Consider the following 22338-nt stretch of genomic DNA (forward strand, 5'->3'; position numbering starts at 1 on the left):
GCCACATCGGCCGGCAAGGCCCGCTCCGCCACCACCTTCACCAGGCCGCCCCTGCCGTGCACCATGCCCTTGGCGACGGCGGTCAGCGGCAGGGTGTTCACCACCACGTCGTGCCCCGCGTCCCGGGCCTGCGCCTCGGTCAGGCCCACCGCGGCCGTCTGCGGCGAGGAGTACGTGACCCGGGGAACGGCGGCGTAGTCGACCGGCGAGGTACGCAGCCCGGCCAGCGTCTCCGCCACCAACAGCCCCTCGGCGAAAGAGGCGTGGGCCAGCCCGAGGGACGGCGGCGGCAGCAGGTCGCCCACCACGTGGACACCCGGCACCGCCGTCTCAAGCCGCGACCAGTCGGCGGGCACGACATGGCCCCGCCCGTCCGTCACCAGCCCCGCCGCCGCGAGCCTCAGCCCGTCGGTCACCGGCTCCCGGCCGACCGCCACCAGCAGCCGGTCCGCCGCCACCGTGACCGACTCGCCCCGGGCGGTCCTGACGACGGCCCGCACCCCCTCGTCCACCACCTCCCACTCCAGCAGCCGCGCGCCCGCCTCCACCCGGATGCCCCGCTTCTTCAGCCCCCTGACCAGGTGCCGTGACACCTCCGCGTCCTCCAGGGGCACCAGCCGGTCGGCGGCCTCCACCAGGGTCACGTCGGCCCCCATCGACCTGTGGAAGGAGGCGTACTCCACACCGATCGCCCCGCCGCCGACCACCAGCACGGACCCGGGCAGCCCCGGTGCGTGCAGCGCGTCGTCGCTCGTCACCACCCGCCGCCCGTCCACCGCCGGACCCGGCAGCATCCGGGGCCGCGAGCCGGTCGCCAGCACCACACCCCGCCGGGCGACGACCTCCCCGTACCCGCTGATCCGGGCGGAGCGCGGCCCCGTCAACTCGGCGCTGCCGCGCATCACTTCGACCCCGGCACGGGCGAGTTGTCCCTCGACCCCGCGGTGGTTGCGGGCCACGATGTCGTCCCGGGTCGCGGCCAGGGACGGCCAGTCCACCGCGTCGAGCGTCGCCTTCACCCCCCACCGCTCCCGGGCCTCGGCGATCCCGTCGACGAGTTCGGCGGCGTGCAGCATCGCCTTGCTCGGGATGCAGCCCCGGTGCAGACAGGTGCCGCCGACCGCGTCCCGCTCGGCGAGCACGACCCGCAGCCCCAGGGCCGCCGCGCGCAACGCCGTCGAGTAGCCGCCGGTCCCGCCGCCGACGACCAGGACGTCCGTGGTGGTCTTCTCCGTGCTTGTCCTCGTCATGTGCTCCACCCTCGCCCCGGCCCCGGCCATGCGTCCAAGGCAGAATGCGTGTGGAGTCGATGCACAACGTTCATGGGGCGTGGTGGGTGAAATCCTCTGGGGGGACACGGAACATGAGTTTGCGTCAGATGGAGTACTTCGTCGCGGTCGTCGAGGAGTCCTCCTTCACCCGCGCCGCCGAACGGCTCCACGTCACCCAGCCGGCCCTCTCCCACCAGATCAAGGCGCTGGAGCGGAACGTCGGCGGCGAACTGCTGGAACGGCTGCCGCGCGGCGTCCTGCTCACCCCGATGGGCCGGGCCTTCCTCCCGCACGCCGAACGCTCCGTCCGCAGCGCCGCCCAGGCCCGTCGGGCGGCCCGGGCCGCCGCCGGTGCGGAAGGCGGCGAACTGCACATCGCCACCGTGCACTCGGTGGCCGTCGGCATCCTCCCCGACGTCTTCGCGCACTGGCGGCGCGCCCATCCGGGCGTCGGTCTCGTCCTCCACGAGTACGCCAGCACCGACGCCCTGGAGGACCAGGTGGAACGCGGCATCGCCGACCTGGCCGTGGGGCCGCTGCCGGCGCACTGGACCGGACCCGTCGTCCCGGTGGGAGAGGAGGAGATCGTCCTCGTCGTCCCGTTCGACGACCCGCTCGCCGGGCGTTCCTCGGTCGGCCTCCACGAGCTGGCCGACCGGTCGTGGGTGCGGTGCGGCATGGAGCCGGTCATCGAGGGCCGCCCCTTCCTGGAAGGGGTCTGCGCGGCGGCGGGCTTCGCGCCCCGTACGGCGGTGTGGACCGAGCACACCTCGACCGCCGTGCGGATGGCCGCGGCCGGCGTCGGTGTGTCCACGGCCCCCGCCCACCTCGTCGGGGGCGCGATCGGCGAGGACTGCGCGGTGCTCGGCGTCGACCCGCCCTGGCTCCGCCCGCTGGGCGTGTTCTCCCGGGTCGCGCTGACCGGAGCGGCGGCGGCCTTCACGGAGCTGCTCGGCGCCCTGCCCACCGCCGGGCTCCGCCCTCCGCGACCCGGCGCATTCTCACCCGAACGGCCGTACGCCGACTGCGGGGCGTCCCCGCCGGTGGTCCGCTGAGAGGACGCGCGCCGACCGCCGGCGCACCGACTCCAGGGGTCGCGGGATGCCGGTCGACCGCCCCGACGCGCTGCCCGCCGCCCGCCGTCCGCACCGGCTCGCGGGCGGGCGGCCGGGACTCCTGGCCCCGGGGGGCACCACGGACCCCTACCGGCTGCGCCTCTACCGCCTGCTGCGCACCGACTACCCGCTGGGCTACGACCCGGACCTCGGCGCCTGGCTGCTGAGCCGGTACGTGGATGTGGCCCTGGCCCTCACCGACCACCGGTTCACCGGCTACCCGCACGACGGGGCCCCGCGCGGCCGGGCCCCCGTCCCGCTGGGCCTCTGCCGGGGCAGCCTGGTCTGCGGCCCTCTCACCGTGCCGTGGAGCACCGCCGCCCCCGCCGTCGAGCGGACCGCGTACGTCCTGGCCCGCCGGATCGCCGGACGCGACCGGGCGGACCTGGTCGCCGACTTCTGCCGGTGGCTGCCCGCCGGGGCCGCCGCCGCGGCGGCCGGGCTCTCCTCCCCGGACCTGAGCACCCTGCCCCCGGCCGCCCGCCGGCGACGTACCGGCGGCGGAGCCGACGACTGCGCCGGGCCCACCGCGCTCCGCGAGCACGCCCTCGCCTCGTTCCTCGCGAACATGCTGGACGACCCCGACCTGCTGGCCGCCGCGAGGGCCGCCGCGACCGCCGCCCCCCCGGCCGGGGGAGCCGGGGAGGGTTCCCGGACGCTGCTCGGGCGGGCCTGGGCCGAGACGCTGCGCCGCGATCCGCCCGTCCAGATCGTGCTGCGCCGTACCCGCACCGAGGTGGCCGTCAGCGGCGGCACGCTCCCCGCCGACGCCCCCGTCGCCTGTCTCATCGGCGCGGCGGGCCGTGACCCCGCCCGGTTCGCCGCACCCGACCGGTTCGACCCGCTGCGCGCCGACGCCGACCCGCTGCTCATCGGTCCGGCGGGCTGCCCCGCCGCCCTCCTCGGCAGACTGGAGGCCGAGCACGGCCTGCACGCCCTGCTGACGGCGATGCCGGGCATCCGCTGGGCCGAGGGCTTCCGACCGGCGGCGGGCGGCCTGCTCACCCGCGGCCCGCGCGCCCTGCTCGTACGCCCGTCCTGACGGCGGGAGGCCGGGCCGGGCCGGACGTACCCGCCCGATCAGTCCGCCCGGCCGACCCGTGCGCCCGCCCGACGCGGCCGGACGCACCCGCCGGGCGCCCGACGGGTGCACCGGGGAGACGCCCCCCGGGGGCCCTCAGCCTCGCACCCGCCGCAGCAGCGCCACCGGCCGCTCGGCGAACAGTTCGCCCGCCGCCACCGCGCCACCCGTGAACTCCCGTCCCGGCGAAGCCGACAGCAGGTCCCGCCAAGGGCCCCCGTCCGGCAGCTCCAGCGCCGTGTCCCGCCAGCCCCCGGCCTCCACCAGCCGCAGCGAAAGACGGGTCACCGCCGTGACCACCTCGCCCGAGCGGCTGAAGGACAGCAGATGCCCGGCAGCCGGACCGGTCGCCGTCAGCGGCGCGTACGCCCCCGACTCCCCGAAAGCGTCCGGCAGTTCGCGGCGCAGCCCCAGCGCGGCCGCCGTCAGCGCCTGCTTCTCGTCCGGGGCCTCGGGTCGCCGGAACGGCCGCCGGTTGTCCGGGTCGACCAGGGCCAGGTACTCGCTCTCCGTGCCCTGGTAGAGATCCGGCACCCCCGGCATCGTCAGGTGCACCAGCGCCGCCCCCAGCACCTGGGCCCGGACATGCGGGGCGAGCGCGTCCGCGAACTCGGCGATCAGCCTCCGGGACACGCCGTCCCCCTGGCCCGGCCCGGCCGCGACGAAGTCCGACACCGCCCGCTCGTAGGCCGGGGCAGACTCGGTCCAGCTGGTGAAAAGCCCCGCCTCGCGTACCGCCTTCAGCAGCGCCTGCTCCAGCCGTCCGCCCAGCTCGTCGGCCGGCAGCTCCGCACAGCCGTACGCCGACTGCCAGGCCGCCCAGGCCAGTTGAGGATCCGGGGCGGCGACCGGCGTCGCCGCCGTCAGCTCCGTCATCAGCGTCGCCCACCGCTCCGGGCACTGCGACAGCACCGCGATCCGCGCCCGCACGTCCGCGCTGCGCTTGGTGTCGTGCGTGGTCAGAACCGTGCCCGTGCCGGGCCAGTCACGGGCGATCCGGGCGGCGAACGCGTGGAACTCCTCGGGTGACACGGTGGGTTGCCCCGGATCGCCGCCCACCTCGGTGGCCGAGAGCAGCGGGACGTACCGGTAGAACGCCGTGTCCTCGGCCGACTTGGCGTGCAGCGCCGACGCCGTCTGTGCGAACCGGGCACAGAACGCGGCCTGTTCCTCCCCGCCGCCGAGCCGCCCGAGCGCCAGATCCCGTACGACGTCGACGGCCGCCGCCTCCTCCGGCACGGAGAACACCGCCTTCGCGTCCCGTACCGCCGTCTCGGTCAGCGTCTCCTCGGCGATCCGGGTCGGCGGCTCGCCCGCCGTGACGTACGGCCGGTAGACCGGAACCCGTACCAGCAGTTCCCGGATCGCCGTCCGCAGCGCCCACGGGGCGTGGTCGCGCAGCGCCGGGTCGCGCTCGCAGATCCCGGCCGCGAGCCGGGTCAGCCAGGCCGTCTCGGCGGCCAGTTCGTGCGTCGCCACCCGGTACGCGGCCCGGCGCACCGTCGCACTCCAGTCGCCGCCCCGGTCACCGGGCGGTCCCGCGAACTCCCGGTAGCGGTCGAGCAGTTCCGCCGTGCCGGACGGGTCGGTGAACAGCCCGTCGATCCGGTGCAGGGCGTCGTACCCGGTGGTGCCCGCGACCGCCCAGTCCGCCGGGAGGTGCTCGTCGCCGGTGAGGATCTTCTCCACCACCGTCCAGCGCCCGCCGGTGGCCTCGTTGAGCTGTTCCAGATAGGCGGCGGGGGCGGCGAGACCGTCCGGGTGGTCGATGCGCAGCCCGTCCAGGACGCCGTCGCGGAGCAGTTCGAGGACCTTGGCGTGGGTGTCCTCGAAGACCTCCGGGTACTCGACGCGGACCCCGATCAGCTCCGGGACGGTGAAGAACCGCCGGTAGTTCAGCTCGGTGCGGGCCAGCCGCCACCAGCCGAGCCGGTAGTGCTGGACCTCCAGCAGCTCCGGCAGCGGCAGGTCCGCCGTGCCGGCCCGCAGCGGGAACTCCAGATCGTGGTAGCGCAGCACGTCCCCGTCCACGGCCAGGTGCTCCAGCTCCTGGCCGAGTGGCCCGGCCAGCACCGGCAGCAGTACCTTCTCGCCGCCCGCCGCCCAGTCGATGTCGAACCAGCGGGCGTAGGGGGAGGCGGGGCCCTCGCGCAGCACCTCCCACAGCCGCCGGTTGTGCCGGGGCGAGGCGGCCATGTGGTTGGGCACGATGTCCAGGATCAGCCCGAGGCCGTGCTCGCGGGCGGCCGAGGCGAGCGACCGCAGCCCCTCTTCACCGCCCAGCTCCGCCCGTACCCGGCTGTGGTCGACCACGTCGTAACCGTGGGTGGAGCCGGGGACCGCCTCCAGGACGGGGGAGAGGTGGAGGTGCGAGACACCGAGCGCGGCGAGGTAGGGCACGGCCTTCTCGGCGGCGGCGAACGGGAAGTCGGGCTGGAGCTGAAGCCGGTACGTGGCGGAGGGCGTCATGGATTTCTACGTACCCCGCCCGGGGCGAACCGTGTCACCCCGGGCGGAACCTCACCCCGACATTTCGTCCGCCGGGCCTCAGGCGGGCCGCTTCAGCACCGTCAGGCTGCGCCCGATCAGCGTGACGTGCTCGCCCTCGGCGACCTTTGGCCCCGTGCCGGGCGGAACCCCGTCCGGCCGCGCGGTGTCCACGACGACCTGCCACTGCTCCCCGTGGGCGACCGGGACGGCGAACTCCAGCGTCTCGGCGCTCGCGTTGAACATCAGCAGGAACGAGTCGTCGGAGATCCGCTCCCCGCGCGGTCCGGGCTCGGAGATCGCGTGCCCGTTCAGGAACACGGTCATCGCCTTGGCGTGCGCCGCCTGCCAGTCCTGCTGGGTCATCTCCTCGCCCTCGGGGGTGAACCAGGCGATGTCGGACAGGTCGTCGTGCGTGCCCTCCACCGGCCGCCCGTGGAAGAACCGGCGGCGCCGGAAGACCGGGTGGTCGCGGCGCAGCCACACCATCGCCCGGGTGAACTCCAGCAGCGTGGAGGCGGGTGCGTCGGCCGGCTCGTTCGGATCGGGCCAGTGCACCCAGGACAGTTCGTTGTCCTGGCAGTAGGCGTTGTTGTTGCCCTGCTGCGTACGGGCGAACTCGTCGCCGTGGCTCAGCATCGGCACGCCCTGCGACAGCATCAGCGTGGCGATGAAGTTCCGCATCTGGCGGGCCCGCAGCTCCAGGACCTCGGGGTCGTCCGTCTCGCCCTCGGCCCCGCAGTTCCAGGACCGGTTGTGGCTCTCGCCGTCCCGGTTCTCCTCCCCGTTGGCGTCGTTGCGCTTCTCGTTGTACGAGACCATGTCGTGCAGCGTGAAGCCGTCGTGGCAGGTGGTGAAGTTGATCGAGGCCAGCGGCCGGCGGCCGTCGTCCTGGTAGAGGTCGGAGGAGCCGGTGAGGCGTCCGGCGAACTCCGCGAGCGTGCGCGGCTCGCCCCGCCACAGATCGCGGACCGTGTCGCGGTACTTGCCGTTCCACTCGGTCCACAGCGGCGGGAAGTTGCCCACCTGGTAGCCGCCCTCGCCGACGTCCCACGGTTCCGCGATCAGCTTCACCTGGCTGACCACCGGGTCCTGCTGCACGAGGTCGAAGAACGAGGACAGCCGGTCCACCTCGTGGAACTGGCGGGCCAGCGTGGCCGCCAGATCGAAGCGGAAGCCGTCCACATGCATCTCGGTCACCCAGTACCGCAGCGAGTCCATGATCATCTGGAGGACGTGCGGGGACCGCATGAGCAGGGAGTTCCCGGTGCCCGTGGTGTCCATGTAGTACCGCTGATCGTCGGTCAGCCGGTAGTAGGAGGCGTTGTCGAGACCGCGGAAGGAGAGCGTGGGACCGAGGTGGTTGCCCTCGGCGGTGTGGTTGTAGACGACGTCGAGGATGACCTCGATGCCCGCCTGGTGCAGCGCCTTCACCGCCTGCTTGAACTCCAGCACCTGTTCGCCGCGGTCGCCCCAGGACGCGTAGGTGTTGTGCGGGGCGAAGAAGCCGATGGTGTTGTAGCCCCAGTAGTTGGCCAGTCCCATGTCCGCGAGGCGGTGGTCCTGCACGAACTGGTGAACGGGCATCAGCTCGATCGCGGTGACGCCCAGTTCGGTCAGGTGGGCGATGACCTCCGGATGCGCGAGCCCCGCGTACGTGCCGCGCAGCTCGGGCGGCAGCCCGGGGTGCAGCATGGTGAGGCCCTTCACATGGGCCTCGTAGATGACGGTCCGGTGGTAGTCGGTACGCGGGAGGCGGTCGTCGCCCCAGTCGAAGTACGGGTTGACCACCACCGAGCTCATGGTGTGCGGCGCTGAGTCGAGGTCGTTGCGGGCGTCCGGCTTCCCGAAGGGGTAGCCGTACACCTCCTCGCCCCAGTCGATCTTCCCGGCGACCGCACGGGCGTACGGATCCAGCAGCAGCTTCGCGGAGTTGCACCGCGTCCCGTGCTGGGGCTCGTAGGGTCCGTGCACCCGGAAGCCGTACCGCTGACCCGGCATCACCCCGGGCAGATAGGCGTGGCGCACGAAGGCGTCGGTCTCCCGGAGCTCCACCGCCGTCTCCGAACCGTCGTCGTGCAACAGGCACAACTCGATGCGGTCGGCGGCCTCCGAGAAGACCGCGAAGTTGGTCCCGGCGCCGTCGTACGTGGCGCCGAGCGGATAAGCGTGTCCCGGCCAGACCTGCATGATGAAGACTCTTCCACTTCTGATCCGGGTGCGGTGGCTTTTCTCCGCCCGATGCTCCTCGAATACTTCCCGCGTACGCCCTGAATCTTCCCCGAAAACCGGGTTCTCACCTAGGACGTCGCGCGGTGCGGCCGCATCCCGTCGCCCGGTCCCGGCCGCACCGGTCAACTTCGGACACTCCCGTGCCGCCCCGGACGTGCTTCCGGGCCCCGTCACCCGGCGGGCGTCCGGATCCCGTCCCGGAGCAGGGGCCCAATCACTATGAATCCGCTCACTCCACCCGATCTCGCCGCAAGGAACAAGCCGTACCTTCCCAGGAGTTGAGAAAGTCGCGTGCGCATCGGGCTGCACCGGATCACGCTCCCGGAGTACCCTTCCTTGATCGTTGGGTGGGGGAGTGGAAGGCGGTACGCGGGTGAGCTCGGGAGGGTTCGAGCTGCCCCCAGGTGACGCAGGTCACGAGGGGGAATCGACCCATGCCCCGCCCGGGGCGGTGTCCCTCGCGCAGCCCGTGGAGATAGGCGCCGAGCTGGACTGGGGATCGGAGGCCTGGGGCGAGGTGCGCACCCGCGCCCAGCGGGCCGGGCGGGCCTATATCTGGCTGAATCTGGTCGAACAGCGCCTGCGGGCCGTCGTCGCCGCGGTGCTCCGGCCGATCTACGAGCCGGTGCACGGCGAGGAGTGGGTGGTGGCCGCGGCCGGACCGGCCGGGCAGGAGTGGGTGCAGCGCGCCGTCGCCGTACGCGAGGTCTCGCGCCGCAAGGGCTATCTGCTCGACCCGGCCGACGACAACGTCCTCAGCTTCCTCACGCTCCCGCAGCTGCGGGAGCTGATGGTCCAGCACTGGCCGTGCTTCGAGCCGTACTTCGACGACCGGCGGGATGTCGAGCTGGCCCTGGACGAGCTGGAGGTCGCGCGGAACGTCGTCTCCCGCAACCGCGCCCTGAACGAGGCGGTCCTCGCCCAGGCGGAGCGTGCCTCCGCCCGGCTCCTGGACATCCTCGGCAGCGGGGCGGGGGTGCCGTCCGCCGACCGGCTGCCGGTGGACGCGGTGGAGGAGCTGGTCGGCGACCGGTACGCGGACGTGGTCTCCGTCCACCCCGACCGGGTCCGGCTCCAGCGCCAGCTGCCCGCCGAGGACCTGTTCGGCGGGGCGCGGCGGCTCGACGCCATCGGCATAGGCCTCAATCTGCTCGTCCAGAACTTCTCCGGCCGCCGGCTCGTGCGGCTCGCCGAGTCGGGCTGCCGGGTCCGGCTGCTGTTCATCAACCCGGCCAGCAGCGCGGTGCGCCGCCGGGAGCGGGAACTCGGCCTCAAGAAGGGCGAGCTGAGCCGCTCGGTGGAGATGAACATCCTCCACATGCGCCGGGTCCGCTCCAAGCTCCGCGACCCGGGCGCGTTCGAGATCCAGGTCTTCGACGAGACCCCGCGCTTCACCGCCTACCTGGTGGACGGCGACGGCACGGACGCGGTGGGCGTCGTCCAGCCCTATCTGCGCCGGGCCCGCGGCATGGAGGCGCCCGTGCTGGTGCTGCGAGGCGGGGGCAGACGCACGGTGGTGCGGGCGGGTCAGGACAACGAGCACGGCCTCTTCGAGACGTACCGCGAGGAGTTCGAGTCGGTCTGGACGGACTCCCGGCCGGTCTCCTGACCCTCCACCGGCGTTGTCAGTGGCCCGTGCGAGGGTGGTCATCACTCGGGGGGAGCACCACGGGGGAGCACCATGAAGGAGGTATCGGGATGAGCTGGCACCAGGGCACACTGGTCGGCTTCGACCTGGAGACGACGGGGACCGACGTCGAGAACGACCGGATCGTCACCGCCGCACTCGTCCGGCTGGACCCGGACGGCACGGTCGCCGAGCAGCGGACCTGGCTGCTCGACCCGGGCGTGGTGATACCGGAGCAGGCCTCCGCGATCCACGGCATCGGCACGGACCACGCCCGCAAGCACGGCACCCGGGCGGTCTCGGCCGTCGAGGAGATCGCCCACGCGGTCGGCGAAGTGCTGCGCTCGGGCGTGCCGCTGGTGGTGATGAACGCGCGCTACGACCTCTCGCTGCTGGACCGCGAATGCCGCAGGTACGGGCTGAAGTCGGTCGAGGAGCGGGTCGGCGGGGCGCCCTCGCCCGTCATCGACCCGCTGGTGATCGACAAGCACGTCGACAAGTACCGCAAGGGCAAGCGGGCCCTCCAGGCGCTGTGCGACCACTACGGGGTCACGCTCGACGGGGCCCATGACGCGAGCGCCGACGCGGTGGCCGCGGTGCGGGTGGTGCGCCGGATGGGAGAGCGGCACCGGCCGGTCGCCACCCTGCCGCCCGAGGAACTGCACGCCCTTCAGGTGCGGGCGGCAGCCGAGCAGTCGGCCTCGCTCCAGGCCTATCTGCGGCGCACCACGGATCCGGCGGCGGTGGTCGAGTCGGCCTGGCCGGTCATTCCCCGGATGCGCTGACCGTTCCAGGGGCGCGGTGACCGTCCCCGGCGTCAGTTCGGGGCGGGGGAAGCCGTGTCGTCGGCCTTGATGTCGAAGTTGATCTGGTCCCCGTCGACCGAGGTCACCTTCACCGACACGCCCAGCGTGCTGCCGTCCTTCGCCGTGAGCGTGCAGCGCGTGGTGGTACCGACCTTCCCCGCGAGGTCCGCGGGGCAGGTGATGTCCGGCTCGGGCTGGTTCGTGGTGGCCGCGAGTTTTTCGGAGACAGTCGTGGCGAGCTTGTCCGCAGGCAGCTTCGGCTCCGAGTTCCCGACGCTGACCGACCCGGAACAGCCGACGAGCAGCGCGCCGCCGGCCACGGCGGAGAGGCTCCACGTCACTGCGGTCGTACGGGCTATGGGCATGGGTGTTCCCTTTCGGATGGCGTGGGACGGTCGGGCGGAAGCCTACGCGGCCCCCGTGCCACGGCAGGCCACCAGTGGATCACTCATCGCGGGGCCCGGCACGGCACGCCCCGGCCCGTTCAGAACGGGTACCAGCGGACCTCGGCATCGTCCTCGCGCAGGGACGCCACCCGGCGGCGGAATTCGGTGAGCGCCTTCGGGTTGGCCGGGGCGTGCTGGGAGACCCAGGCGCAGCTCGCCGTCTCGCGGGCGCCGCGCAGGACCGCGCATCCCGCCCACTCCCGGACGTCCCAGCCGTACGCGGCGGTGAAGGCGTCGTAGGCCGCCGGGTCGAGGCCGTAGCGGTCGCGGGAGAGGGCGAGGACGACCAGGTCGTGTTCGCGCAGATCGGCGGAGAACGTCTCCAGGTCGACCAGGAACGGGCCGTCCGGGCCGACATGGACGTTGCGGGGGAGGGCGTCGCCGTGGATCGGGCCCGGGGGGAGGTGGGGGACCAGCGCGTCGGCCGCGGCCGCGAAGCCGTCGCGGCGCTCGCGGAGGTAGTCGGCGTCCGCCGGGTCGATCGCGTCCCCCGCCAGGGTCAGCCAGCGTTCGACCCCGCCGAGCAGCTCGCGGCGCGGGAGCGTGAAGTCGGTCGGGGCGGGCAGCGCGTGCACCAGACTCAGCAGCGGTGCGAGGTCGCGCGGCTCGGCGGGGCGTACGGGGTCGGGGAGCCGGTGCCACAGCGTCACCGGGTGGCCCTCGACCAGGCGGGCCCCGCCCTCGGCGGCCCGGACGGCAGGCACGCCCGACGCGGCGAGCCAGTCGGCGAGCGCCACCTCCCGCTCCGCCCGCTCCCGCAGCTCGGGGTGGCCGGTGGCGTCCCGCCCGATCTTGACGACCAGGTCGCCGGCCGCGAACACCGCGTTCTCGCCCAGCGCGAGCAGCTCCGCCGCGCCGGGGAACCCGGCGGCCGTCAGCACCTCGCGCGCACGCATCTCGTCCATGGGTGCGATTTTCGCATCCGCGCAGGCCACCTTGACGAACCCACGGCCCGTCAGCACGATGACGGAGGCCTCCCCGGCAGCCAGAACGGGATGAAGTCCACCTCAGGCACATCAGCGAGATACAGGACAGAGGGGTCTTCTTCGTGACATCGGTGACCGCGACGAAGCGGCCCGGACCGGACGGCCCGCCCGGCGGGCGCAGCGGACGGGACGGGCACGGCGGACAGGGAGGGCGGCCGCGCAGGTCCTGGCGGCCCGGGCCCTCGGGGCCGCCGCAGGGCAAGGCGTTCGGGGACCGCGCCGCGTGGTTCCTGGTGCTGCCCGCGCTCATCCCGATCCTGATCCTCAGCGTCGGACCGCTCCTCTACGGCATCGCGCTCGCCTTCACCGACGCCCAGTCCGGCCGGACCCGCTCCACCCAGTGGATCGGCACCCTGAACTTCCAGGACCTGCTGCACGACACCCTGTTCTGGGAATCGTTCCGGATCGGCCTGGTCTGGGCCGTCGGCGTCACCGTCCCGCAGTTCCTGCTGGCGCTCGGCCTCGCCCTGCTGCTCAACCAGAACCTGCGGCTGCGCTGGCTGGCCCGGGCGCTGGCGATCGTCCCCTGGGCGATGCCCGAGGTCGTCGTCGGCATCATGTGGCGGCTCGTCTACAACCCGGACGCCGGCATCCTCAACGAGACCATCCGCGACCTCGGGCTGGGCGACGGCCGGGACTGGCTGACCGGTCTCGCCACCGCGCTGCCCGCCGTCATCCTCGTCGGCATCTGGGCGGGCATGCCGCAGACCACCGTGGCTCTGCTCGCCGGGCTCCAGAACACCCCGCGTGAACTCCACGAGGCGGCCGCCCTGGACGGCGCGGGCGCCTGGCGCCGGTTCCGCACGGTCACCTGGCCCGCGATCAAGCCCATCGCCCTCGCCATCAGCGCCCTCAACCTGATCTGGAACTTCAACTCCTTCGCTCTCGTCTACGTCCTGACCAGCGGCGGACCCGGCGGCCGGACCCGGCTGCCGATGCTCTTCGCCTACGAGGAGGCCTTCCGCTACGGGCAGTTCGGCTACGCCGCGGCGATGGGCTGTGTGATGGTCGCGGTGATCTCCGTGCTCCTCGCCGTCTACCTCGTCGGCCGGCTCAGGGGAGGTGAGAGCCGATGAGGCGCGGACTCGTGCGGCGTGGGCCGCTCGCACGCGAAGCCTCCGGGCGGGAGTCCACCGGGCTGCGTACCGGCCGGGCCGCCCGCACCGGGCAGTACCTGGCCCTCCTGGCGTACCTGGTCTTCCTCGCGTTCCCGTTCGTGTGGCTGATCTCGACCGCCTTCAAGCCCGCCCGCGAACTGGGCTCGCTGCACCCCACCTGGATCCCCGAGAACCCCACCCTGGACAACTTCCGGCAGGCCTTCGACGAGCAGCCCCTGCTCCAGGCCGCGGGCAACTCGCTGGTCGCCGCCGTCTCCGCCGCCCTCATCGCCGTCGTGATCGCCACCCCGATGGCGTACGTGATGGCCCGCCACCGGGGCCGTCTCGCCTCCGCCGCGACCGGCTGGGTCGTGGTCAGCCAGGCGTTCCCGTTCGTCCTGGTGATCATCCCGCTCTTCCTGATCCTGAAGAACCTCCATCTGATCAACACCCTGTGGGGACTGATCCTCGTCTACGTCGTCTGGTCGCTGCCCTTCGCGCTGTGGATGCTCGCCGGGTACGTACGCGCCGTGCCCACCGAGCTGGAGGAGGCCGCAGCCGTGGACGGCGCGGGCCGTGTCCGTACCCTCGTCTCCGTCGTCGCACCGCTGCTCGCCCCCGGGATCGTCGCCACCGCGCTGTTCGCGTTCATCACCGCATGGAACGAGTTCTTCTTCGCGCTCGTCCTGCTCAAGACCCCGGAGAAGCAGACCTTGCCGGTCGTCCTCACCCACTTCCTCGGCGCGGAGGGCGTGGCCGACCTCGGGCCGCTCGCCGCCGCCGCGTTCCTCGCCACCCTCCCTTCCCTCGTGCTCTTCGCCTTCATCCAGCGGCGGATCACCGGCGGGATGACGGCCGGGGCGGTGAAGCACTGATGCGCGCCGCTCTCCGGCGGGCCGCGACCTCGGTCGCCGTCCTGGCCCTGCTGCTCACCGGCTGCTCCGGGGGCGGCGACGACGGGCGGGACGCGGACGGCACGATCCGGCTCCGGTTCCAGTCGCTGGCCTGGCAGAAGGAGTCCGTCGACGCCAACAAGCAGCTCGTGAAGGAGTGGAACGCCGCCCACCCCGACGTCCAGGTGGAGTACGTCCAGGGCAGCTGGGACAGCGTCCACGACCAGCTCCTCACCTCCTTCGAGGGCGGCGAGGCCCCCGACATCATCCACGACGCCTCCGACGACCTGGCCGACTTCGCGTACGGGGGCTACCTCGCCGACCTGCGCCCCCTCCTGCCCGAGCGGCTGAAGGCCGACATCCCCGAACAGTCCTGGCGCACCACCACGTTCGGCGAGGGTGTCCACGGGGTGCCCTTCCTCCAGGAGCCCCGCGTCCTGATCGCCAACACGAAGCTGCTGAAGGCCTCCGGCGCGCGCGTCCCGACCCCGGAGCGCCCCTGGAGCTGGGAGGAGTTCCGGCAGGTGACGAAGGAGCTGTCGGGCCAAGGGCGGTACGGGATCGCCTGGCCACTGAAGGAGCCGGTCTCCGTCACCCTCAACCTGGGGCTGTCCGGCGGCGGGCAGCTCTTCCACCGCGACGGTGACGGCAAGGCGGTCCTGCGCTTCGAACCGGGCGACGGCGTGGTCACCGGCACCATCCGCGACCAGGTCAACACCGACGACAGCGCGGCCCGCAGCGCCCTGGGCATGGGCGGGTCGGACGCGCTGCCCGGGTTCTTCGGCGGCAAGTACGCGATGCTGCCGCTCGGCTTCTCCTACCGCCAGCAGATCATCCAGCAGGCCCCCGAGGGGTTCGACTGGACGGTCCTGCCGATGCCCGCGGGTGCGGACGGCACGGTCCAGGGCGTCAGCCCGCAGACGCTGTCGGTCGCGGAGGAGAGCCCGCACAAGGAGGAGGCCGTCGCGTTCATCGACTTCCTGCTGCGCCCCGCGAACATGGTCCGCCTCGCCCGGGGCGACTGGATGCTGCCCACCGGGACCGAGGCGCTGGCCGACCCGTCGCTGCGCTCCGCCGAGCACGGCTGGGCCGTCGGCGCCGCGCTCGCCGAGGGGCTGCGGCCTGCGCCCGCCCAGTCGGTGCGCGGCTATCCCGAGTGGAAGGACAAGGTGGCGACCCCCGCGTACCAGGAGTTCTACAGCGGCGCGATCGACACCGACGAGTTGAGCAAACGGCTGGTGGAGGACGGGAACCGGGTGCTGGCCCGCTACCAACGCTGATCCCGGTACCGGAAGGTTCCCGACACGGAAAGAGGTTGCACGAGACGTCTCGTCTCGTTTAGGGTCACCGGCATGACGGAATCCCCGCGTGCCCACATCGCCATGTTCTCCATCGCCGCCCACGGACATGTGAACCCGAGCCTCGACGTGATCCGCGAGCTCGTCGACCGTGGACACCGTGTCAGCTACGCCATCCCGGCCGCCTTCGCCGAGAAGGTCGCCGCCACCGGAGCCGAGCCGGTGATCTGGACCTCGACCCTGCCGACCGACGATGACCCCGACGCCTGGGGCACCGAGCTGATCGACAACATCGAACCCTTCCTCGCCGACGCCGTCCAGGCCCTCCCGCAGTTCGTGGAGGCCTTCGCGGGCGACGAGCCCGACCTCGTCCTGCATGACATCACCTCCTATCCCGCCCGCGTCCTCGCCCACCGCTGGGGCGTCCCCGCCGTCTCCCTCTGGTCCAACCTGGTGCCCTGGGAGGGGTACGAGAAGGAGGTCGGCGAGCCGCTGACCGCCGAGCTGAAGCAGACCGAGCGCGGGAAGGCGTACTACGCCCGCTTCGACGACTGGCTCGCAGAGAACGGCCTCGGCCACGTCTCCAGCGACGATTTCGTCGCCCGCCCGCGCCGCGGCCTCGTCCTGATCCCCGAGGCGCTCCAGCCCAACGCGGACCGGGTGAACCGCGAGATGTACACCTTCGTCGGGGCCTGCCAGGGCGACCGCTCGGACCAGGGGGAGTGGCAGCGGCCCGCCGGCGCCGAGAAGGTGCTGCTGGTCTCGCTCGGCTCCTCGTTCACCAAGCAGCCCGCCTTCTACCGGGAGTGCGTCGCGGCCTTCGGCGACCTGCCCGGCTGGCACGTGGTGCTCCAGATCGGCGCGCACGTCGACCCCGCCGAACTCGGCGACGTGCCGGGCAACGTGGAGGTACGTGACTGGGTGCCGCAGCTGTCCGTCCTCAAGCAGGCCGACGCCTTCATCACCCACGCCGGCGCGGGCGGCAGCCAGGAAGGGCTCGCCACCGGCACCCCGATGGTCGCCGTGCCGCAGGCCGTCGACCAGTTCGGCAACGCGGACATGCTCCAGTCGCTGGGCGTGGCCCGGCACCTCCCGATGGAGGAGGCCGACGCCGCGAGCCTGCGCGAGGCCGTGCTCGCTCTCGTGGGCGATCCCGAAGTGGCGGCCCGGTGTGCGCGGTTGAGCGAGCAGATGTCGCGGGAGGGCGGCACGCCGAGGGCCGCCGACCTCATCGAGGCGGAGCTGTCGCGCTGAGCGGATCCGCCTGACTGATATCCGGACGTTCTCCGTCCCGCCCCGACCGCCGCGACCTGCGGTTACCGGGGGGGGCACGCTTCTGTTACGGCTCCGTGAACCCGATATAGCGGCCGGGCCGGTCGGCGCATCTGCACGCACGCCCTTGCGATTTCACACCCGGGACCGGGTGTTCACCGCTCGTGCGCACACCTTCACGCCTCTTCACGTGTCTTCACGCATGGTCACTCCTGCCCCAGGGGGCGCGGGCGGGGTGCGGACGCCGCTCGGGCGGGCGGTGTCCGGCGCTTCAAGTACGGCTCTGAACAGGCGAAATGCCGGACGGCGGGGTCTTCGGGGGAGGGCTCGTGAGTGGCCGATCCGGGCGAGGCGGGAGCTCGTCCGCCCTCCGCGGCCGCTGTGACCAGCCATGGCCGATTTCCTATTACGAAACCTTGTTGAGCAAGTCACACCTCCATGAAGGCCTTGATCTGTGCTCGTCAATCGGTCAGGGTTTCGAGCCAACCCCCGGAGATCTTCCGGCCGAGGGTCAATCCCCCCACAAAGACTGACGAGGAGACCCCTCTTCATGGCCAAGCACCAGCGCACCCGTCGTATCAAGCTCACCGCCGCGATCACGGCCGTGGCGGCCGCCGCCGGAGTCACCCTGCTCGGCACCTCGTTCGCGGGGGCCGCACCGGCTCCCATGGGCACGGTCTACGGCGCCGACGCCGCGACCGCGGTCTCCGGCAGCTACATCGTGATGCTGGACGAGAAGAAGGCCGACAAGTCGGAGCTCGCCAAGGAGTACGGCGGCAAGCTCAAGCGCAACTACGACTCCAGCATCAACGGCTTCTCCGCCAGCGGCCTTTCGGAGACCGAGGCCAAGCGCCTCGCCGCCGACCCGGCCGTGGCCAAGGTGGTGCAGAACAAGAAGTTCAGCATCAACGCCACCCAGGAGAACCCGCCGTCGTGGGGTCTGGACCGGATCGACCAGGCCGAGACCGCCGGCGACAAGGCGTACAACTACCCCGACGCCGCGGGCGAGGGCGTCACCGCGTACGTCATCGACACCGGTGTCCGCGTCACCCACGAGGACTTCGAGGGCCGCGCCACCTCCGGCTTCGACGCCGTCGACAACGACGACGACGCCGACGACGGCAACGGGCACGGCACCCACGTGGCGGGCACCATAGCCGGGGCCGCGCACGGCGTCGCCAAGAAGGCCAACATCGTGGGCGTCCGCGTCCTGGACGACAACGGCTCGGGCACCACCGAGCAGGTCATCGCCGGGATCGACTGGGTCGCCGCCAACGCCAAGGGCCCGTCCGTCGCCAACATGAGCCTCGGCGGCGGGGCCGACCCGGCGCTCGACGAGGCGGTCCAGAAGGCCATCGCCGCGGGCATCACCTTCGGTGTGGCCGCCGGCAACGAGTCCAGCGACGCCGGCCAGGGCTCGCCCGCCCGCGTCCCGGAGGCGATCACCGTCGCCTCGTCCACGGAGGCCGACGAGCAGTCGGACTTCTCCAACTTCGGCTCGGTCGTGGACATCTACGCCCCGGGCTCGGACATCACGTCCACCTGGAACGACAGCGACAGCGGCACCAACACCATCTCCGGTACGTCCATGGCCACCCCGCACGTCGTCGGCGCGGCCGCCGTCTACCTGGCGGGTCACCAGGACGCCACCCCGGAGGCCGTCGCCACGGCGCTCACCGAGGGAGCCACCCCGGACGCCATCAGCAACGCCACCGAGGGCACGGCCAACAAGCTCCTCAAGGTCGTCGAGTAGTACCCCGGTTCCGATCGGACGCCGGGGGGGGGGGGGGGGGGCGGACCCCCCCCCCCCCCGCCCCCCCCCCCACCCCCCCCCCCCCCCACCCCCCCCACCCCCCCGGCCGCCGAGCCCGCCGCGGGGCGCCCCCCCCCCCCCCCCCCCCCCCCCCCCCCCCCCCCCCCCCCCCCGGCCCCGGCACAACAGCCGCCGCGCTCTCCCCCACGGGGCACGGCGGCTGTGCCGTTCCCGGCCGCCCGCGGCCCGGGGGCCGCGCACCGCACCTGACGGCCGCGCGCTGATCCACCAGGGACAACAAGGCAGCCCTTAGGGTGGGTGGCCATGACGACGATGTACGCGGCGCTGCTGCGGGGGATCAACGTGGGCGGCAGCAAGCGGGTTCCGATGCCCGAACTGCGCACGGTGCTCGCCGAACTGGGACACACCGCCATCGCCACCCATCTGCAGAGCGGCAACGCCGTCTTCCGGAGCGACATCGACGACGAGGACGCGCTGGCCGCCGCCCTGGAGCACGCTCTGCACCAGCGGTTCGGGTTCGCCGTCGACTGCCTCGTCCGCGACGCCGGCTATCTCGCCGCCGTCGCCGACGCCTGCCCCTTCCCCGCCGCGAGCCTGGAGGGCAAGCAGCTCCACGTCATCTACTTCGACCGGCCCGTGGACGCGAGCCGCTTCGAGGACCTGGAGGCGGAGAGCTTCCTGCCGGAGGAGTTCCGGCTCGGCGACCGCTGTCTGTACCTGTACGCCCCCGACGGTCTCGGCCGCTCCAAGCTGGCCGTCGCGCTGGGACGCCCCCGCCACGTCAAGGGCCTCACCGCCACCGCCCGTAACTGGAACACCGTGGCGAAACTCGTGGAGATGACCCGTGGCTGAACCGTCGCCCGCCGTGGCCGCGGCCATCGAGGGCGAGCTCCGCCTCCTGGACCCGGCGGTACGGGCCTCCGTCGAGCTCCTCGCCTCGCTGCTGCACCCCGGGTTCCGGGAGATCGGCTCCACCGGCCGGCTCTGGACCCGGGAGACGATCATCGCCTCGCTCACCGCGGACGACGCCCCGCGCCCCGGCCCCCTCACCGCCTCGCGGATGCGGGGGGTGCAGCTCTGCCCCGACCTGGTGCACCTCACGTTCGACACGGAGTCCAAGGGGGTCCGCTCGCACCGCAGCTCCCTGTGGCGGCTGACCCCGGAGGGCTGGCGGCTCTACTTCCACCAGGCGACCCCCGGGGGGGGGGGGGCCCCCGCCGGGGGGGGGGGGGCCCCCATTCACCCCCCCCCCCCGCTGTCGCGCCCCCCCGGCGGGGGGGGGGCCCCCCCGCCAACGGGGAGTGAGCCTGGCTCAGCCCGCCGGGCAGAGCGTGTCCTTCCTGGGCATCTTCCCGTCGACGAGGTAGCGCGTGGTGGTGTTCAGCGCGCAGGAGTTGTCGCCGTACACATAGACCCCGTGACCGCTGTCGTCCACGCTGAGCAGCCGGGACCGGTCCGCGAACTTCTGCCGCAGCAGCTTCCCCCCGACGTGCGGGGTGGGCACGTCGCGCAGGTTCTGGACGAGCAGGATGTTGCGCGGCCCGTCGTCGTCGATGGCCACCGGCTTCTCGGCCGGGGCGTACGGCCAGAACGCGCACGGGGTGATGTTGGCGGTGGCGGCGCCGAACATCGGGTAGCGCGCACGGTCCTCGGCGACGCCCTTGCGGTAGGTGTTCACGCTCGTGGGCCACTTGATGTCGTTGCAGCTCACGGCGAGGAAGACGGAGAGCTGGTTGTCCAGCGACGGAGGCGTGTCCGCCGCCTCGCCTCCGGCGCCCGCCGCGCGCACGGACGCGGTGTCACCGCTCTTGAGCGCCTGCCAGTGCTGGGCCAGCTTCGCGTACTGCACCTCCTTGAACAGGAAACCGAAGGTCAGTTGGCGCAGTACGTTGCCGTCGAAGCCGTCGACCGGCTTCTCGTCGAGCCGTTCCGCGAGGGTGAAGTAGGTCCTGCGGACCTCGGCGGGGGTGCGGCCCAGGCCGTAGCTGTCGTGGCGGGCCGCCGCCCACCGGGCGAAGTCCGGGAACGTCTGCTCCACCCCGAGCGCGTAGCGGCGCATGCCGTCGCGGTCGAGGTGGGTGTCGCCGATGTTGCTGTCGAGCACGATGCGGTCGGAGCGCTCGGGGAACATCGACGCGTAGGCGGCCCCCAGCGCGGTGCCGTAGGAGTAGCCCAGGAAGCTGGTCTTCTCCTCCCCGAGCGCCGCCCGGACGCGGTCCAGGTCGCGGGCGGTGTTGGCCGTGGTCAGGTGGGGCAGCACCCCGTCCTTGTCGCGCTCCGCGCACTGTCCGGCCACCTTCTTCACCACCTTGGCCCGCGCGGTGACCGCCGCGTCGTCGACCGCGTACGGCGGGATGTTGGCGAAGTACGGGCCCTCCGGGGTGAATCCGCAGGTCACCGGTGCCGAGCGGCCGATGCCCCGGGTGTCCATGCCGATCACGTCGTAGGTGTCCAGCACGTCGGAAGGAATGCCCCGGTTCGCCAGGAAGGCGGGCTGCGACAGACCCGAGCCGCCGGGCCCGCCCGGGTTGAGCATGAGCGTGCCGCGCCGCTTCTCGGGGGCCGTACTGGCCAGCCGGGAGATCATCAGCTCGATCCGGTCCCCGCCCGGGTCGGCGTAGTCCTTCGGTACGGGCACGGTGCCGCACTCCAGCACGACCGGGGCCGCCTCGGCCGCGACGTCCTCGGGGCAGGCGCCCCACCGTACGCCGGGCCCCTCCTTCTCCTCCGCGCCCGCCGGTCCCGCGACGAGCGACCCGCTCAGGCCGAGGCCGAGGGCGACCGCGACCGCCAGGGCCGCGCTCCGCCGGATACCGCGTCCTCGTGTCATATCCGCGTCTCCCCATGCGCTGGTGGTGGGTGTGCCGCGCCCATCGCACTCTGTGCCCCAAGGGCACGGTCAAGCCCGCCGCGCGCGAGGCGTCCCACGACGCCGCGGATCGATCCGGCGGCCAGGGGCAGGGGAGTGGCAGGACCCCTCCCGCCGGGGCGGGTCCGCCGGACGGTGTGCGCCGCCCGGCGACGGACGACGGAACCCCGGAAAGGGACGGCCGTGACATGGAGCACGCGTCAGCTGGCGGAACTCGCGGGCACGACGCTCAAGACGGTCCGGCATTACCACAGGCTGGGGCTGCTGGAGGAGCCTGAGCGTGCCCCGAGCGGTTACAAGCGGTACGACGTACGGCATCTGGTCCGGCTGATGGGCATCCGCCGGCTGACCGACCTCGGCGTGCCGCTCTCCGACATCCCCACGGTGGCCGCCGCCGACGAGCGGTCCAAGGAGATCCTGCGCGCCCTGGACGCAGAACTCGCCGCGAACATCGAGCGCCAGCAGCACATGCGCCGCCAACTGGCCGCGGTCCTGGAGGAAGGGGCCTCGCTCGACCTGCCCGCGGACTTCGGGGCCGCCGCAGCGAGTCTGCCCCGGGCCCAGCAGGACCTCCTGGTCGCGTATTCGAGCGTCCTCACGCCGGCGGCGATGTCCTTCATCCGGGACCAGTACGCGCGCCCGCGGGACGAGGTCGCCGAGGAGTTCGAGCGGCTGCCGGCCGACGCCCCCGAGGATGTGCGCCGCAGACTGGCGGCCCACCTGGCGGCCGAGGTCCGGGCCCAGGAGGCGGACCACTCCTTCATCGCCGATCTGGAGGCCGCGTCCCGCCGGAACGGCACGCTCACCCGGTCCGTCGTCACGCAGGCCCTGACCACGTTCTACAACGAGGCCCAGTTGGGCGTCCTCCGCCACCTGCACGACCTGCTGGAACAGGAGAAGGCGGACGGTGGCGAGCAGGCGTGAGCGCGAGCGTTCGAACTCTTCCGGAACCTCGGCTGCCCCCGGCTGCCCCGGGGGGGGGGGCGGGGGGGGGGGGGCGGGGGGCGGCGGCCACGAGAGGGTGCTCCGCGGGTAAGGTAGACTGGCGGTGGGTGGGTAGGAGGAGGGAGTTGGGAGACGGGAG

General features: G+C 72.9%; 16 protein-coding genes and 2 pseudogenes. 12 read left to right on the top strand and 6 right to left on the bottom strand.

Translation table 11 applies throughout. The features are described 5' to 3' along the window. On the bottom strand, window positions 1-1250 hold a 1250-nt coding region (locus JS521_RS18145), incomplete at its 3' end, for a dihydrolipoyl dehydrogenase family protein (RefSeq protein WP_205084018.1). A 113-nt stretch (window positions 1251-1363) separates the two neighbouring features. Between JS521_RS18145 and JS521_RS18150 the strand changes: the two genes are divergently transcribed. After that, window positions 1364-2326 carry a LysR family transcriptional regulator gene (locus JS521_RS18150; RefSeq protein ID WP_239487456.1) on the top strand — a complete coding sequence of 321 codons (963 nt, stop codon included), beginning with the start codon at window positions 1364-1366 and terminating at the stop codon, window positions 2324-2326. 46 nt (window positions 2327-2372) lie between these two features. After that, the gene (locus JS521_RS18155) at window positions 2373-3428 is read left to right on the top strand and encodes a cytochrome P450 (RefSeq protein ID WP_205084019.1); all 1056 of its coding nucleotides are present in this window, start codon (window positions 2373-2375) and stop codon (window positions 3426-3428) included. 135 nt (window positions 3429-3563) lie between these two features. Here JS521_RS18155 and treY read toward each other — a convergent pair whose 3' ends face one another. Together treY and glgX are read right to left on the bottom strand one after the other, a co-directional pair. Continuing rightward, complete coding sequence (gene treY / locus JS521_RS18160; RefSeq protein WP_205084020.1) at window positions 3564-5936, bottom strand: malto-oligosyltrehalose synthase; 2373 nt, start codon at window positions 5934-5936, stop codon at window positions 3564-3566. 78 nt (window positions 5937-6014) lie between these two features. Then, on the bottom strand, window positions 6015-8144 hold the full coding sequence (gene glgX, locus JS521_RS18165; protein WP_205084021.1) for a glycogen debranching protein GlgX: 2130 nt from the start codon (window positions 8142-8144) through the stop codon (window positions 6015-6017). Between the two features lie 415 nt (window positions 8145-8559). Here glgX and JS521_RS18170 point away from each other — a divergent pair, with 415 nt between their 5' ends. Both JS521_RS18170 and JS521_RS18175 read left to right on the top strand, forming a co-directional pair. Further along, window positions 8560-9795, top strand: coding sequence for a DUF5919 domain-containing protein (locus JS521_RS18170; protein WP_205084022.1), 1236 nt, complete (start codon window positions 8560-8562; stop codon window positions 9793-9795). 89 nt (window positions 9796-9884) lie between these two features. Continuing rightward, the gene (locus JS521_RS18175) at window positions 9885-10598 is read left to right on the top strand and encodes a 3'-5' exonuclease (RefSeq protein WP_205084023.1); all 714 of its coding nucleotides are present in this window, start codon (window positions 9885-9887) and stop codon (window positions 10596-10598) included. A gap of 32 nt (window positions 10599-10630) precedes the next feature. On the opposite strand, the gene JS521_RS18180 is transcribed toward JS521_RS18175, so the two are convergent. Both JS521_RS18180 and JS521_RS18185 read right to left on the bottom strand, forming a co-directional pair. Continuing rightward, window positions 10631-10984, bottom strand: a complete 354-nt coding sequence (locus tag JS521_RS18180; RefSeq protein WP_205084024.1) for a DUF4333 domain-containing protein — start codon at window positions 10982-10984, stop codon at window positions 10631-10633. 119 nt (window positions 10985-11103) lie between these two features. After that, window positions 11104-11970 (bottom strand): phosphotransferase enzyme family protein, encoded by an 867-nt coding sequence (locus JS521_RS18185; protein ID WP_205084025.1) that lies wholly within the window; start codon window positions 11968-11970, stop codon window positions 11104-11106. A 143-nt stretch (window positions 11971-12113) separates the two neighbouring features. Here JS521_RS18185 and JS521_RS18190 point away from each other — a divergent pair, with 143 nt between their 5' ends. The 7 genes and pseudogenes from JS521_RS18190 to JS521_RS18220 all read left to right on the top strand — a co-directional run. Beyond that, entirely contained in the window at window positions 12114-13127 is a 1014-nt protein-coding gene (locus JS521_RS18190; RefSeq protein ID WP_205084026.1) for a carbohydrate ABC transporter permease, read from the top strand. After that, window positions 13124-14023 carry a carbohydrate ABC transporter permease gene (locus JS521_RS18195; protein ID WP_239487458.1) on the top strand — a complete coding sequence of 300 codons (900 nt, stop codon included), beginning with the start codon at window positions 13124-13126 and terminating at the stop codon, window positions 14021-14023. The genes JS521_RS18190 and JS521_RS18195 overlap by 4 nt, the downstream gene beginning before the upstream one ends. Further along, entirely contained in the window at window positions 14023-15321 is a 1299-nt protein-coding gene (locus JS521_RS18200; RefSeq protein ID WP_205084027.1) for an ABC transporter substrate-binding protein, read from the top strand. The genes JS521_RS18195 and JS521_RS18200 overlap by 1 nt, the downstream gene beginning before the upstream one ends. After that, window positions 15321-16593, top strand: a pseudogene (mgt, locus tag JS521_RS18205) (macrolide-inactivating glycosyltransferase). Before JS521_RS18200 ends, mgt begins: the two are co-directional and overlap by 1 nt. A gap of 568 nt (window positions 16594-17161) precedes the next feature. Beyond that, window positions 17162-18364: a S8 family peptidase gene (locus JS521_RS18210; protein ID WP_205084029.1), complete on the top strand. Its 1203-nt coding sequence runs from the start codon at window positions 17162-17164 to the stop codon at window positions 18362-18364. Between the two features lie 324 nt (window positions 18365-18688). Further along, window positions 18689-19237 carry a DUF1697 domain-containing protein gene (locus JS521_RS18215; protein ID WP_205084030.1) on the top strand — a complete coding sequence of 183 codons (549 nt, stop codon included), beginning with the start codon at window positions 18689-18691 and terminating at the stop codon, window positions 19235-19237. Continuing rightward, a pseudogene (locus JS521_RS18220) lies at window positions 19230-19595 on the top strand (nuclear transport factor 2 family protein); the annotation flags it as partial. The gene JS521_RS18215 and the pseudogene JS521_RS18220, both read left to right, overlap by 8 nt. A 102-nt stretch (window positions 19596-19697) precedes the next feature. Here the strand turns inward: JS521_RS18220 and JS521_RS18225 are convergent. Further along, on the bottom strand, window positions 19698-21215 hold the full coding sequence (locus tag JS521_RS18225; RefSeq protein WP_205084031.1) for an alpha/beta hydrolase: 1518 nt from the start codon (window positions 21213-21215) through the stop codon (window positions 19698-19700). Window positions 21216-21437: 222 nt separating this feature from the next. Here JS521_RS18225 and JS521_RS18230 point away from each other — a divergent pair, with 222 nt between their 5' ends. After that, window positions 21438-22178, top strand: a complete 741-nt coding sequence (locus JS521_RS18230; protein ID WP_205084037.1) for a MerR family transcriptional regulator — start codon at window positions 21438-21440, stop codon at window positions 22176-22178. Window positions 22179-22338 lie beyond the last annotated feature (160 nt).

It is taken from the genome of Streptomyces durocortorensis, assembly GCF_016901035.1.
Lineage (GTDB): Bacteria > Actinomycetota > Actinomycetes > Streptomycetales > Streptomycetaceae > Streptomyces > Streptomyces durocortorensis.